The organism is Fodinibius sp. Rm-B-1B1-1 (assembly GCF_038594945.1).
Classification (GTDB): domain Bacteria; phylum Bacteroidota; class Rhodothermia; order Balneolales; family Balneolaceae; genus Fodinibius; species Fodinibius alkaliphilus.
Genome location: NZ_JBCFYD010000001.1, coordinates 1051690 through 1065821 on the forward strand (window position 1 = coordinate 1051690; position 14132 = coordinate 1065821).

The following is a 14132-nucleotide window of genomic DNA, read 5'->3' on the forward strand; positions in this document are numbered from 1 at the left end:
GCGATACGTCTATCACTCAAAAGAGTTACATGAGATAACGAAACTTTGGCTGTTGAAAGGTAGGAGAGCTGCTCTCAATTCATTATTTTCAGACAGCTCAGAAATAGGATAAAATGAAAGTTATTTATGAAATTACCTTTTGTACTTGCCAAGCGTTTCGTTGCTGGAGAATCGTTCGATCAAGCGATCCCAAAAGTAGAAGAACTCAACAAGAAAGATATTAAGGTGACTCTTGATTTGTTGGGAGAAAATGTAGAGGATCGGCAAACAGCCGACGATACGGTTGATAATTATATCAAGTTGCTAAACAATATTGATGAATCGGGATTAGATAGTACCATTTCTATAAAGCTTACGATGATGGGGCTGGATATTGATAAGCAGTACTGTAAAGAAAATCTTTTTAAGCTGCTGGATGTAGCTCGGGAAAATGATCAGTTCGTCCGCATCGATATGGAAGGGTCTGACTATACACAGGAGACTATCGAAATTTTCAAAGAAGCTTTCCAGGAATATGGCAGGCATGTGGGAATTGTGATACAGGCTTATCTCTATCGCACAAAAGAGGATATTGAAGAGCTTGCAGATATTGGGGCAGATGTTCGCTTGTGTAAGGGAGCATATAAAGAGCCTAAAGATATTGCACTTCAGAATATGGATGATATCCGGGAGGCTTTTAAGGAGTATGCCAAAGTGCTACTGGAAAAAACGCCCTACCCTCGCATGGCCACCCATGATGATGAACTCATAAACTGGGTTAAAGAATATACCAATGAAAATGATATTGGTACGTCACGATTCGAGTTTCAAATGCTGTATGGCTTGCGGCAAGAGACGATGGAGGAGTTTGTGGCCGATGGATACAATGCCCGCATATATGTTCCTTTTGGTACCATGTGGTTTCCCTATTTTAAACGTCGACTGATGGAGCGAAAAGAAAATATTTGGTTTGTTCTTTCCACACTGTTTCAGAAATAGATCGGCATGGGTATTTCCCCGGATATACATCGATATATTATTGCCGGACTTTTTCTGGTTACGGGCATTCTTCATTTCATAAAGCCACAGATGTTCGTCAAAATTATGCCGGATTATATCCCTTACCATTTGGCAATGGTATACATCAGTGGGGCTGCAGAAATACTCGGAGGCTTGGGAATTCTTTTCGAGAAAACACAATTTTGGGCTGGCTGGGGATTGGTTGTGCTGCTTATTGCCGTTTTTCCTGCAAATATTAATATGACGATTCAGTCAATTCAGAAATCAGGATATACGTCGTTATTTAGTCTTGTTACTCTTGTTCGGCTCCCGCTCCAATTTGTGTTGATCTATTGGGTATACTGGGCATGCTTAAGATAAGTGAAAAGTAAAATGAGTGTTCATTTTTGCTTTTGCTGTCTCACTTCTGCCTATTACCTTACGTTTTATGAATGACTGGATGCCATACAAGTACCCAAAAGTTTTTATACCAATCGGGGTTGGAATTACTTTTCTCTTTATTCCACTGATGGGCGATTTCCATATTGAATCAGCAATTCTTGTTTCATTGGTGGGATGCTTCTGGGCGGGAATTCGGGCAACAAGGCAATCCACAGAAAATGATTTTTATAGTGCCTTAGGGGTTGCGGGATACCTGTTTTGGGTTGGTCTTCCACTGCTGATAAAAGCTCTGCTCACCGGATGTTTTAGTATTGATGGATTGGCATTTTGGTTACTCTTCCCTCTACCCAGCGTATTCTTTGGATATGCTATTGGGCGATTAATTCGTGAATTGCAATGGTCGTATACCAAGGTAATAGTGACGATTGTTTTGCTGTTTGTGAGTGTCGGTATTTTACTAATCGAGCTGTTGACTTATCCTCAGGTGTATTTCTTTAATCACGTGTGGGGTGGTTGGCCAGGACCTATTTACGATGAAGTTATCCAAATAGATGGAGCAACAGTCTTTTTTCGAGGCCTGACGCTGCTATGGGCTATATTATTGTGGCATATTCCAATGCTAAATAGGGAACAATATGCCAAATGGATTTTGGGGCTTGCGGCGGTAGCGGTTTTGATCAGCTATACACAATTAGCTGAGTTTGGAGTAATCTCCCCCCGGCCTCACTTGCAACAGGTGCTGGGAGGCCATCAGGCTACCCCACATTTTGAGCTGTATTATAATGAGCGCCTGTACAGCGATTATGAAATTGATCTGTTGGCGAAAGAGCATGAGTTTTATTTCAATCAGATTTCCAGTCAACTGGCATTGCCTTCCAGAGATTCGACCGATAAAATTGAAAGCTATCTCTACGGACATCCCTGGCAAAAGAAAGAATTGGTAGGAGCCAAGTTTACCAGCTACGTGCCTGTTTGGTTGGAGCAGGATCAATTGCATATTGCCAAGCAGCAAATCGGAAATAGCTTAAAACATGAGTTGGTTCATGTAATGACCAAACAGTTTGGCAACTGGTTTAATGCCAGTTGGAGTATCGGCTTAATTGAGGGTATAGCCGTAGCTATCGATGGTGGCTCTTCGTCGACTTCTACGATTGATCAACTGGTAGTTTCTGAAAAGCCGTATCCATCAGCCCAGGAGTTGCAGCAGACGTTTTCGTTTTGGGGATTTTACGGCGGACGTTCGGGGGTTAATTATACGACCAGTGGTTCGTTTGTGCGCTTTTTAATGAAGCGCTATCCAATTGAGTCTCTAAAGGAGGCATACCAAACAGGATCTGTAGAAGAAGCATATCAAGCGGATTGGCAAACGTTAACGGATGAATGGCAGGCTGTACTTGATACCGTGGAAACGGACACCATAGACCAACAGGTGGCACGACGCACTTTTGGGATGCGATCGCTATTTGAGAAAGAGTGTCCTCATATAGTGTCTGATTTGGCTATAGCACGTGATAGTTATGAATTTTATCTGGCGGAAAGAGATACAGGACAGGCGCTCAAATTTTTGGACCGGGCGCTGGTTCAGGCTGATAATGCCCTGCCCTTAAAAACCGAATGGAGTTATCGAAACTTGGTCAGTGGCAATCATGGGAAAGTACAACAAGCCGCCACTGCAAAGGATACGACGGTAGACTTACAGTTTCTTTATGCGGATGCGTTTGCCCTGACAAAAGATTTTGAAAAGGCACGGGGACACATGGTGGAAGGAGAAAGATTGTTTGAGGAAAATCCCGATTCGTTGTTAAAACCGGCATTAAAAACTCGAAGTGACAGCCTCCAATGGAGGATTTATCGGGATCTGACATATGGTGATTTGCTGCCCAATGCTAAAATGTTTGAAGAGGCGTTATATCGCACAAAAATCAGGAGTATCCGAAAAGCAATAGATCAGCAGCGTTGGAAAGAGCTCAAAAGTTATGCGAATTTGCTATTAAAAGAACCGCTACAGCAAAAATATTTTGATGACTATCAGCGACTTATGCATCATTTAGCATTTCAAGGAAAAAGTGATTTAGTCGAACGTTTTATGGAGAAACTTTTGGCAATGTCGCTTCGGGATCGTTACCGGGAACGTTTGCAGGAAGAGCGGGAATGGTTACAGTTTTTGGGTAGGTGATAAGGTTTTTGATTTCAAAGAGCAGAGCTTTTTGTATTTTGCTTAAAACAAATATATCCAATAAAAAATATAGGGATGAAAAAGCTAATATTGCTTGCATTGTTGATGGGTTGGTCGTTAGCAGGACTGGCGCAGGATAAGGATTCAACAAAGATAACCGAGCCCGAAACGTTTGAAATGCAAGAGGGAGATACCACCTACGTGATGCAAAAATACTTTATGGTATTTTTAAAATCAGGGCCGAAGCGAAGTCAAGGCAAGGAGGAGGCAATGGAAATTCAGGAAAAGCACTTGGCTTATTTGCAAAAAATGGCTAATGAGGGAAAGACAAGTATAACGGGGCCGATGGCTGGTGAAGGAGACATTCGCGGTATCGTAATTTATAATACTGCTACGGCAGAAGAAGCTCGAAAGTTAGCGGAGGGAGATCCTGCCGTGCAGGCCGGACGATTGGTTGTTGAAGTACACCCGTGGTGGGCAGCTAAAGGCTCAAAACTTAAATAAGAGGTTATTATGATTAAGCAAAAAGTTCAAGACGAGGTCAACGCCCAGATTCAGGCTGAATTTCAGTCTGGATGGCTGTATCTGGCTTTTGCGGCGTGGTTTGAAAGCAAAAATCTGGATGGTTTTGGTCACTGGATGCGAATGCAGTGGCAAGAAGAGCAGGAACACGGAATGAAGTTTTATGATCATCTGTTGCGACGCGGCGGTGAAGTGGAATTAAAGGGGATTGAAAAGCCAGAGATTTCCGCTGAAAATGCAGTCGACATTTTCGAAAAGGTGCTTGAGCACGAACGTCATATCACAAAGAGAATCCACAGTTTGTATGATTTGGCAAAAGAAAAGGACGACTATCCGCTGCAAACGTTGTTACACTGGTTCATCGACGAACAAGTAGAAGAGGAGGAAAACGCGGAAGCAATTCTTGAGCGATTAAAGTTGATTGGAGAAGAGGGAGCCAGTTTATATGTGTTGGATCGAGAATTAAGCCAACGCGATGCCGAGTAACAACCCAGATAACGTTACCGTTAGTTTTGGCATGGCCAATGTTGGTGCCCTGATCACTACCTTGCCGATTTGTGCAGCATTTTTATGGGGTTATATCGGTTTATTCGGTTGGGAGGCCATTTTTTTGCCCTTACTTTCGGCTGCCGATATTTTGGTAATAATGGCTGTAATTGTAGTGGGAATTGTTGCTCACGAAGGTATTCACGCTCTTAGTTGGTCGTGGTTTGATGGGATTCCGCGTCGCCATATTCACTTCGGATTTAAGTGGAGTACGATTACGCCCTATGTGCATTGCGATGTTCCGATTACAACACGAAATTACCGTTGGGGTACTGCTATGCCGGGTATCATTTTAGGGTTTCTGCCTTCCTTTGCAGCTATGGCTACACAAAACATTTGGATGTTATATTTTGGCTTAATATTTACGATGGCTGCCGGTGGTGATTTTTTGATTTTGTGGTTGTTGCGAAAAATCGATGCCGATACCATGGTTCAGGATCACCCCGAGCTGATCGGATGCCAAGTTGTTAACTCCAATCAACATAGTTAACCAATGAGTAGAAAGAAGTTTATTCCACATACCGATTATAAAGAATATCCAGTTGCGGAGATGCGCAGGCGGGCGCGGTCATTTTATGAAGATATGAAGCGGCGCCGGACAATTCGGGAGTTTTCGGATCGACCGGTGCCCGGGGAAATTATTAAAGATTGTATTCGCACGGCCGGGACGGCTCCGAATGGTGCAAACAAGCAGCCGTGGCATTTTGCAGTTGTTAGCGATCCTGAGGTAAAAAAGGAAATTCGTGAGGCTGCGGAGGAAGAGGAACGAGAGTTTTACGAGCGTCGTGCTACTGATGAATGGTTAGAAGCGTTAGCTCCCCTTGGCACCGATGCCGACAAACCTTTCCTGGAAGAAGCGCCCTACCTTATTGCGATTTTTTCTAAGAGTTATGGCATTAAAGAGAATGGTGAAAAAGAAACGCATTATTACGTCAAAGAATCAGTGGGAATTGCTACGGGAATGTTGATTACGGCTATCCATAATGCGGGATTAGCATCACTTACGCATACACCCAGTCCTATGGGGTTTCTCAATGATATATTAGATCGCCCAGAAAATGAGCGCCCGTTTTTGCTGTTGGTGGTTGGCTATCCTAAAGAAGATGTTAAAGTGCCTGATATTAGTAAAAAGTCACTGGATGAGATCAGTAGTTTTATCTGATGCTTTGTGTTATTGGGATATTGGGAATAAGTTATTTTTTTAAGCTGAATAGGCTTTAGGTATGTTTAGGAGTAAAGGCAAGGTAGTTTAATTGGATGGTGTATTGCGACGTTCTTTATTGACAAGGACGATATCAGTGTACAACTCAATACTTTGGTAAAATGCGTCCCGGTATTATTTAGTTCGACATCGTAGATGAGGAAGATCAATCCAGACCATCCTCTTGTATTTATTGGATGTTTTTGATTCATGGATGAATCGCTTAGGTTACGTTTAAAAATAAAAACTGTTATCCAATGGATTGGAAAGATGATTTAAGTTCCCAGCTGGCGCCATTTTGGACGGATAAGAGTGTAGCGTTAAATAAGATTATCGATTCCTTTCCAGAAATTATAATCTTGGCAAATCCTGACTTAACGATATTAGCTGTAAATAATACTGTTGACCCCATGCTGGGTTTTGAGCCTTCCGAATTAACCGGTCAAAAAGTAACAAGCATTTATGCAGATACTGATGATCTTGAAAAGCTGAAGCAAACAGGATTTTTTGGAGATCCGGACGTACAAAACATCACTTTTGAAGCCGGATATAAGAAAAAGAGTGGAGGGGTTTGGGAGGGCGAAACCGTATTAAAAAAGGTGAATGATGATAATGGGGATTTAATTGGTTATCTGGGTGTTTTGCGAGATATATCTGTGCGCAAGCGGCATGAGAGGGAAATAGAAAAGTTTTTCTCATTGCCCCTGAACCTGATGTGTACAGCGACGCCGGATGGGTATTTTAATGAAATCAATGACCAGTTTAGCAAAGTGCTGGGATATTCAAAAGAAGAACTGATTAGCCGCCCGTTTGTTGAGTTAATTCATCCCAACGATGTGGAACCGACCATGGAAGAGATTGGTAAGCTGGAAGCTGGGGAGCGGGATGTAACGGTAAATTTTGAAAACCGATTCCGACGCAAAGATGGTTCCTATTGCTGGCTGGCTTGGACATCTACCTTTGACGAAGAAAGTGGGCTCCTTTATGCGATAGCTCAGAATGTGACCGACCGCAAAGAACTGGAGCGGAATCTTATTGAAGCACGGGAAAAGGCCGAAGAAGCAAACAGGGCCAAGAGCCAGTTTGTGGCAAACATGAGCCATGAGATTCGCACACCGATGAACTCCATCCTGGGTTTTGCGGATATGATGAAAGAGCTGGTAGACAGTGATTTGGAGAAAGAATATATCGAAAATATTCGAAAGAGTGGCAAAAACCTGCTGAAACTTATCAATGACGTATTGGACCTGTCAAAAATAGAGGCTGGTAAGAAACAGGTTAATATCCGTCCGGTTGATGTTGCGCGTGTTGTAGATGAGATGAAAAGCATGTTTGCCCTTCAGGCCGGAGACAAAGGAGTGGAGATTCGAACAAACATTGCTGATGATCTGCCGGCCTCGTTGCTGATTGACGAGATGAAACTCCGGCAGATCCTGTTGAATTTGGTGGGAAATGCGGTAAAATTCACCGAGAAGGGATATGTTGAGATAGGAGTGCGAGTAAAGAAATTTGATGAGATTGAGAGCATGGTAACCCTGGAAATCTATGTCAAAGATACGGGGATGGGGATTACTAAGGGTAAACAGGAGACGATATTCCATGAATTTGAGCAGGAAGATGAAACCATCGCGGACAAGTTTGGGGGTACCGGCTTGGGGCTGTCAATTTCTAACCGTCTTGCTCGGCTCATGGATGGTACGGTGAAAGTTGAAAGTGAACGGGGAAAGGGAAGCACTTTCATCCTTACTATCCCAGAACTGAGCATATCTTCAGTGGTTGAAGAATCCAGGGAAATTCCTGACGCCAGCTATGAGATGACACTCAAGGAGGGAAGGATTATGGTAGTCGACGATATAGAACTGAACCGGCAGCTTATTGTTGAATTTTTAAGAGATTATCCTATTGAAGTACTGGAGGCAGTCAATGGAATTGAAGCTGTAGATATAGCCAGTGAGAAAGAATTGGATCTTATTTTTATGGATATCAAAATGGTCCAAATGGATGGAGTAGAAGCGATGAGGCGGATTAAGGAACAGGGAAAAGAAGTTCCGATTGTTGCTCTGACTGCTTCTGCATTTGATGTTCACAGCAGTAGAGATGGGAAGCGCTGGTTTGACGGATATTTGAGAAAGCCTGTCAACCGTTCTCAGATTTTACAACAGCTGGTGAGGTACATCGGTCTGAGTGAAGAGTCTGATGGAGAAGCAAGTGCTGGAGTGGATGGGAAACAGCCAGAAGAGGCAGCGGGCCCATCAGTCAGTAAGCAGGAAAAAAAGGAGCTGGTTGAACAGTTGGAAAATGAAGTATCGAGTTTCGTGGAAGAGTTGGATACTGATTCCATCGTAATGGATCAGTACAAAGAGCTTCTCAGCCGCGCGAAGACTATTGAAGAGAATATACCAGAACAACGGCTTGCTGAGTTTAATAAAAAACTCAAATCGGCGATTCAGTTATTTGATATCGAACAAATACGCAGCTTGGCAACGAAAGACTATCCTGAGCTCTTAGATGAGCTTAAGAAGTAGTCATAGCGATTTATAATATTTACACAAGGGTGCGATATGGAAGAGAGCATTGAGAAAAAGAATGGCGATTTTTTGATTCTTATAGCTGATGATATCCCCAAAAACATTCAGCTCCTTGGTAAAGTTTTGGATAACAATGGATATCAGGTGGTGGCTGTGACTGAGGGAGATCGGGTGTTGGATACAGCCAAAAAGCATAATCCCGATTTGATCTTGCTTGATATCATGATGCCCGAAAAATCAGGTTATGAGGTGTGCAAAGAACTGCAAGCTAATGAGGAGCTTTCAGAGATCCCGATAATTTTTTTGACAGCTCGTTCCGATGAGGAAGATATAATCAAGGGACTAAATTTGGGCGGATCTGACTATGTGACCAAGCCGTTCAACAGCGGGGAGTTGTTGGCGCGCATCGATACACATCTCAGCTTAAAAGAGGCGCGTGACCAGATTGTCGAACAACGAGAAGAGCTTCAACAACTCTCAGAAACAAAAGACAAACTGTATTCGATAATAGCACATGATTTAAAAGGAGCCCTGTTTGGAATCTCGGGAATAGCTGAGATACTTGAGGATGACCTTAAACAGCAAGATGTTGATGAAGAGATAAAGGATAACATTGCTTTAATTCATCAGTCAGCTCATTCGGCTAATCAGCTGCTTGAGAATCTTTTGGTTTGGACTCGAATGCAGACGGATCTTTTAGAGATAAACGAAGCCCGGTTTTCGCTGTCTGATTGTATTCGGGAGTGCATCGAGTTGTATGATGTACAGGCCAGGGAAAAACAAATTCAGTTTGAATTTGAGTCCGAGGCTATAATGGTGCATGCTGACAGGGAGATGATCTCGACGGTATTCAGGAATTTGATATCCAATGCGATCAAATTCTCCAATGCTGGTGATACTATCCACATAAAAGCCGATTCCACCAATGGTACCAGAAAGGTCACGGTTAGGGATGAAGGTGTTGGAATGACGGAAGAGGTACGCCAAAATATTTTTAATCCGGGTGATCGTCCCAAGCGGGAAGGTACTGAACGGGAGAAAGGAACCGGACTGGGCTTATTGCTTTGCAAGGAATTTGTTGAAAGACATAACGGAGAAATTTCCGTGGAAAGTGAACCGGATGAGGGAACTGTATTTAGGATTACCTTGCCTGAAGAAGCCGTTATGCAAAACGGTCAGCCAGCCGGTTGATGAGGTACCCGCTTTCTTTTAAGGCTTGAGATGCAAAGGTACCAAAGAAATCAGTGACCGCTTCGAACTCTTTTATAAAACCTTCCTTGTCATCATTTTTAACCATCTGTGCCAGCTTTTCGTTGTGCTCAATAAAGTTAAGGAGTAGCTCTCGACGTTCTTCATTGGCAAAAACGATATCGGCGTACAGCTCAGCACTCTGGGCAAAAATACGTCCCGTCATCATTAGTTCGGCACGATAGATAGGCGATGAATAATCCAGGATATCCTGCGGTTTTAGGTCGTAGGTTTTCATGAAGGAACCGTGCGTGAGGGCTACAAAGTGACGCAATCCTTGCACCATGTGCATCACGTGATCGTGTTTCTCAGCATCGGCTTCTACTACACGCATGCCCCAAAGTTTAGATTGTTCTACAATCCACTGCGAGGCTTTTTCATTGCGTACGGGACAAACAACCATCAACTGTTTGGAGAGGTTATCCACATCAGGTCCGTGCATAGGGTGTAACCCCAAAACCGGACCGTCATGGGCTTTTTGCATAGCCTCAATAGGCTCAGTTTTATTACTGGTAAAATCAGCTAAAATAGTTTCTGAGTTAAGTTTGGGAGCCAGCCGCTGAATAACATCCACCGTAATGTTGATAGGTACCGATACAATAGCCAGATCAAGTTTGGGGGCAATTTCTTCAAGTTCATGCCAATTATGCTTGTCAATTTTGTAGATGTGATGTCCCGTCTGCTCGATAATGCGTGCATAGAGACTACCCATACCGCCTTTTGCTCCTACAATGAGGATATGTTTTGGCTCCTCGGTAGCGCTGGGAAATTCATTGCTGGACTGACTGGCCCGGGAAGAGGCCATGATCATCCGCAGAAAATCTTCGGCCCAGTCTGGGTCGAGGTCGTGTTCAATGGCCATTGCCCGAAACTTTTCTGTCTTCTCATCTTCTCGTTTGGGAGCAAAAATCGGGAGCTGATTTTTGATTTTTTTGTCAATGACTTCATGCACAATCTCTCGTCGCTCAGCCAAAAGTTCGAGGAGCTTGGAATCTATTTCATCAATGCGATTGCGTTGGGGTCCGAGTTTCTTTTCTTTGGGTGTCATATTTTCTTAAATCTGTAGAACTGCGTGTTATGCTGATTGTAGTATCAGCAATGAAAGCGGCCTAAAATACAAATTTATTAATCGTGAAATAAATATATAGGTAGATTTTAAAACGAGTTGGAAGCTGAAAATTAAATAGAAGCTTTACTGTTAATTTCCCGAAAAATATGGGATTTTAAGAGAATGATTTAGCGCTATTTTCGTTTTGTAACAATATGAATAGTAATTGATAAAAACCCTTTGGGTTTTGCAGAGCGTTAATCATCTGTTATTTGTTTAGCATCTTTGAAACCCCAAGGGTTTAAAAATTATAAAAATTTATCTATGTCCCATTTTGATTTACAATCACCCTGGCCGCCGGCAGGAGACCAACCCCAAGCTATTGAACAGCTGGTAGAAGGTGTTGAAAACGGCGATAAATATCAGACGCTGCTTGGTATTACGGGATCGGGGAAAACGCGTACGGTATCGGGTGTGATTGATGAAGTTGAGCGTCCTACGCTGGTAATGAGTCATAATAAAACCTTGGCTGCACAGCTGTATCGTGAGCTCAGTGATTTCTTTCCTGATAACAGGGTGGAGTTTTTTATCTCGTATTACGATTACTATCAGCCTGAGGCGTATATATCGTCACAGGATAAATACATCGAAAAAGATTTGTCGATTAATGATGAAATCCAGCGACTTCGATTGCGTGCCACGAGTTCGCTGCTTTCTGGGCGACGCGATGTTATTATTGTTTCTTCGGTGAGTTGTATCTATGGTATTGGGTCGCCATCAGAGTATGAAAAGCTGATTATTAATCTCGAAACAGGCACAGAAGTTCCCAGAAATAAACTGCTGTACGATCTTGTTGATTTGCACTACACGCGGAACGATCGTGAATTTGATCGGGGGACATTCCGGGTGAGAGGTGACGTTGTAGATCTGTATCCGGCCTATGCCGAAGACGGATTGCGTATTCATTTTTGGGGTGATGAGATTGAGAAAATGGAAATTGTCGACCCCGAAAGTGGAAACGTGCTGGATACCGTGCAGGAGTTTCGCATTTATCCGGCATCGCATTATGTAACCACCGAAGATCGGTTGCAGGAATCCATCAATCAGATTCGCGACGAGTTGGATTGGCGCATTGGAACACTGAATGATGAGGGTAAATATCTCGAAGCCAAGCGATTGGAGCAGCGTACGCTCTTCGATATCGAGATGATGCAGGAGATTGGCTATTGCTCGGGCATTGAGAACTATTCGCGTTATCTGAGTAATCGTAAGCCCGGCGAACGTCCGTACTGTTTATTTGATTATTTTCCCGATGACTTTCTGCTGGTTGTAGATGAGAGCCACCAGACCGTGCCGCAGATTTCGGCCATGTATGGTGGTGATCGATCCAGAAAAATAGATTTGGTGGATCATGGATTTCGACTTCCATCAGCGATGGACAACCGCCCCCTTACGTTCGAGGAGTGGGAAGAGGTCACAAATCAGGCAATATTTGTGAGTGCTACGCCCGGCGACTATGAACTTGAAAAGAGCGGCGGCGTATTTGTCGAGCAGATTGTGCGCCCAACCGGACTAATGGAACCTGAAATAGAAGTTCGTCCTGTAGATAATCAAATTGATGATCTGCTGGAGCAAATTCAGGAACGTGTTGCCAAAGGAGATCGTGTGCTGTGTATTACGCTGACTAAGCGGCTCAGCGAAGAGCTTAGTGAGTATCTTAAAAGTGTAGGTATTTCTGCCGCCTACATGCACAGTGAGCTCAATGCCATGGAGCGGGTAGAAGTGCTCTTTAAGTTCCGTCGCGGAGACTTTGATGTGCTTGTAGGTATTAACTTGCTGCGGGAGGGTATTGACATTCCTGAGCTTAGCTTGGTAGCCATTTTGGATGCCGACAAGGAAGGGTTTCTCCGATCAGAGACGTCGCTCTTTCAGATTATTGGTCGGGCAGCCCGAAACGTTGAAGGAAAAGCGATCCTGTATGCCGATAAGATTACCGATAGCATGCAGACCGTAATTGATGAGACTGAACGGCGTCGTAAAATTCAGAAAGAATACAACGAAGAGCACGGTATAACTCCCAAGACTATAGAAAAGGAGTTGAAACCACTGGTTGATCCGGCCCTGATTTCAAATAAGGACTTTGATCTGGATGATCAGGATGGCGACGAAGAGGATCCGCTCGAAGTGGTTAAAGTGGCCGACGAAGGTATCAAATACAAGGCCAATCCCGCCATGAAAGAAGTTACTTTTGATGACAAAGAAGAGTTTCTGGAATATCTTCACGATTCGATGCGCACAGCCGCACAAAACATGGAGTTTGAGGAGGCCGCACGCATCCGTGATCAAATAGAACAATTGGAAAACGAATTAGATTAAAATAGGAATAGAACGCAGATGTTACGGATAAGGCAGGTGTCCTGCAGATAACTGTGCAAAACCGCTTAATCTGTGTCATCAGTGTTTTATAACAACAGATAAAATGAGCACTTTAGCATATCTTAAAAGTTTTTTCAAAGACAAGGATGTAGCTTCGGTGACCCCTACATCCCGATTTTGTGTGCGCACCGTGTGTCAGCCTATCGACTTTTCGCAGGATATTACCTTAGTAGAATACGGAGCCGGAGCTGGTGTATTTTCACACTATCTTCTTGATAATATGACGCCTGGTTCGCAGTTGCATCTGTTTGAGACTAATGAAATACTCTTTGAGAAGTTACAACAGATTGATGACTCACGAGCTCATTTCTACGATCAAAGTGTAGAATATGTAGCTGATCTTCTGCCCGAAGAAATCGTTGGAGAGGTCGATTTTATAATATCAGGTATCCCCTTTTCTTTTTTGGATGCAGAAGTCAAATTGGCCATTCTGGACCAGAGTTATCGCTTGTTGCGTGATGGCGGGGAGTTCTTGGCCTATCAAACATCAGGACATCTTGAGGATCCACTTCAAGACATCTTCGGCAACGTAAAAACCTCTTGGGAGTGGCGTAATATTCCCCCAATGACGGTATATGAGTCCATAAAGCAGTAAGAAAAACAGCTATTTTTTCTCAGAGAAATAGACTTTGAAAATCGCTGTGCCGAGCATAAGTATCCCAAAAACAATACCTGCCATAAGAAGTGGGGAAAGTGGAGTTGATATCCGGTGAAAGGCATAAACCAGCATGGGATAGATGAATAACATCCCCAACAAGTTGCTTATGATAATCCAAGAAGTATGAGAGGTTATGTAGAGCAGTAGCAGTATTGGAATTATTAGCAACCCATTGATGATAAAGTAGATGGGCATTAAAGCAAGTCCGGTTAGCGAAGTTAAAGGTTCATAAAAATAGACGAGTTCGAGCAGAACAATCTGGGGAATGGGAAAGAAAGAGGTAACGAATAAAATGCCCGTAAAAATGAGCGTAATAAATACGGTACGGTTTTGAAGGTACTGCGTTAGCATAAATCTCATTGCCTGGAAATTATTTATGGGATTTCAAA

At 43.2% G+C, this 14132-nt stretch carries 13 protein-coding genes; 11 read left to right on the forward strand and 2 right to left on the reverse strand.

Translation table 11 applies throughout. The features are described 5' to 3' along the window. Positions 1-126: 126 nt before the first annotated feature. The 9 genes from AAFH98_RS04835 (at position 127) to AAFH98_RS04875 (ending at position 9544) form a co-directional block, all read left to right on the forward strand. Positions 127-978, forward strand: coding sequence for a proline dehydrogenase family protein (locus AAFH98_RS04835; RefSeq protein ID WP_342521555.1), 852 nt, complete (start codon positions 127-129; stop codon positions 976-978). A 6-nt stretch (positions 979-984) separates the two neighbouring features. Further along, a complete protein-coding gene (locus tag AAFH98_RS04840) occupies positions 985-1359 on the forward strand; it encodes a DoxX family protein (protein WP_342521556.1) in 375 nt (124 codons plus the stop codon). A 79-nt stretch (positions 1360-1438) separates the two neighbouring features. Then, entirely contained in the window at positions 1439-3556 is a 2118-nt protein-coding gene (locus AAFH98_RS04845) for a hypothetical protein (protein ID WP_342521557.1), read from the forward strand. Between the two features lie 75 nt (positions 3557-3631). Next, complete coding sequence (locus AAFH98_RS04850; RefSeq protein ID WP_342521558.1) at positions 3632-4060, forward strand: YciI family protein; 429 nt, start codon at positions 3632-3634, stop codon at positions 4058-4060. 9 nt (positions 4061-4069) lie between these two features. Continuing rightward, positions 4070-4564, forward strand: a complete 495-nt coding sequence (locus tag AAFH98_RS04855; protein WP_342521559.1) for a ferritin — start codon at positions 4070-4072, stop codon at positions 4562-4564. Further along, positions 4554-5114 carry a DUF3267 domain-containing protein gene (locus tag AAFH98_RS04860; RefSeq protein ID WP_342521560.1) on the forward strand — a complete coding sequence of 187 codons (561 nt, stop codon included), beginning with the start codon at positions 4554-4556 and terminating at the stop codon, positions 5112-5114. Before AAFH98_RS04855 ends, AAFH98_RS04860 begins: the two co-directional genes overlap by 11 nt. A gap of 3 nt (positions 5115-5117) precedes the next feature. After that, complete coding sequence (locus AAFH98_RS04865; protein ID WP_342521561.1) at positions 5118-5786, forward strand: nitroreductase family protein; 669 nt, start codon at positions 5118-5120, stop codon at positions 5784-5786. A gap of 296 nt (positions 5787-6082) precedes the next feature. Then, positions 6083-8350: a PAS domain S-box protein gene (locus AAFH98_RS04870; RefSeq protein WP_342521562.1), complete on the forward strand. Its 2268-nt coding sequence runs from the start codon at positions 6083-6085 to the stop codon at positions 8348-8350. 36 nt (positions 8351-8386) lie between these two features. Next, entirely contained in the window at positions 8387-9544 is a 1158-nt protein-coding gene (locus AAFH98_RS04875) for a hybrid sensor histidine kinase/response regulator (RefSeq protein WP_342521563.1), read from the forward strand. On the opposite strand, the gene tyrA is transcribed toward AAFH98_RS04875, so the two are convergent. Beyond that, positions 9516-10649 (reverse strand): bifunctional chorismate mutase/prephenate dehydrogenase, encoded by a 1134-nt coding sequence (tyrA, locus tag AAFH98_RS04880; RefSeq protein ID WP_342521564.1) that lies wholly within the window; start codon positions 10647-10649, stop codon positions 9516-9518. The two genes, AAFH98_RS04875 and tyrA, sit on opposite strands and share 29 nt — an antisense overlap. Positions 10650-10973: 324 nt before the next feature. Here tyrA and uvrB point away from each other — a divergent pair, with 324 nt between their 5' ends. Next, positions 10974-13025, forward strand: a complete 2052-nt coding sequence (uvrB, locus tag AAFH98_RS04885; RefSeq protein ID WP_342521565.1) for an excinuclease ABC subunit UvrB — start codon at positions 10974-10976, stop codon at positions 13023-13025. Positions 13026-13128: 103 nt separating this feature from the next. Further along, positions 13129-13680, forward strand: coding sequence for a class I SAM-dependent methyltransferase (locus AAFH98_RS04890; protein ID WP_342521566.1), 552 nt, complete (start codon positions 13129-13131; stop codon positions 13678-13680). A 9-nt stretch (positions 13681-13689) separates the two neighbouring features. On the opposite strand, the gene AAFH98_RS04895 is transcribed toward AAFH98_RS04890, so the two are convergent. After that, positions 13690-14103: a hypothetical protein gene (locus AAFH98_RS04895; protein WP_342521567.1), complete on the reverse strand. Its 414-nt coding sequence runs from the start codon at positions 14101-14103 to the stop codon at positions 13690-13692. Positions 14104-14132: the final 29 nt, after the last annotated feature.

Excerpts from the sequence above, each read along its gene's own strand:
- AAFH98_RS04835 (WP_342521555.1), top strand. The coding sequence starts at position 127 with ATGAAATTACCTTTTGTACTTGCCAAGCGTTTCGTTGCTGGAGAATCG.
- AAFH98_RS04840 (WP_342521556.1), top strand. The coding sequence starts at position 985 with ATGGGTATTTCCCCGGATATACATCGATATATTATTGCCGGACTTTTT.
- AAFH98_RS04845 (WP_342521557.1), top strand. The coding sequence starts at position 1,439 with ATGCCATACAAGTACCCAAAAGTTTTTATACCAATCGGGGTTGGAATT.
- AAFH98_RS04850 (WP_342521558.1), top strand. The coding sequence starts at position 3,632 with ATGAAAAAGCTAATATTGCTTGCATTGTTGATGGGTTGGTCGTTAGCA.
- AAFH98_RS04855 (WP_342521559.1), top strand. The coding sequence starts at position 4,070 with ATGATTAAGCAAAAAGTTCAAGACGAGGTCAACGCCCAGATTCAGGCT.
- AAFH98_RS04860 (WP_342521560.1), top strand. The coding sequence starts at position 4,554 with ATGCCGAGTAACAACCCAGATAACGTTACCGTTAGTTTTGGCATGGCC.
- AAFH98_RS04865 (WP_342521561.1), top strand. The coding sequence starts at position 5,118 with ATGAGTAGAAAGAAGTTTATTCCACATACCGATTATAAAGAATATCCA.
- AAFH98_RS04870 (WP_342521562.1), top strand. The coding sequence starts at position 6,083 with ATGGATTGGAAAGATGATTTAAGTTCCCAGCTGGCGCCATTTTGGACG.
- AAFH98_RS04875 (WP_342521563.1), top strand. The coding sequence starts at position 8,387 with ATGGAAGAGAGCATTGAGAAAAAGAATGGCGATTTTTTGATTCTTATA.
- tyrA (WP_342521564.1), bottom strand. The coding sequence starts at position 10,649 with ATGACACCCAAAGAAAAGAAACTCGGACCCCAACGCAATCGCATTGAT.
- uvrB (WP_342521565.1), top strand. The coding sequence starts at position 10,974 with ATGTCCCATTTTGATTTACAATCACCCTGGCCGCCGGCAGGAGACCAA.
- AAFH98_RS04890 (WP_342521566.1), top strand. The coding sequence starts at position 13,129 with ATGAGCACTTTAGCATATCTTAAAAGTTTTTTCAAAGACAAGGATGTA.
- AAFH98_RS04895 (WP_342521567.1), bottom strand. The coding sequence starts at position 14,103 with ATGAGATTTATGCTAACGCAGTACCTTCAAAACCGTACCGTATTTATT.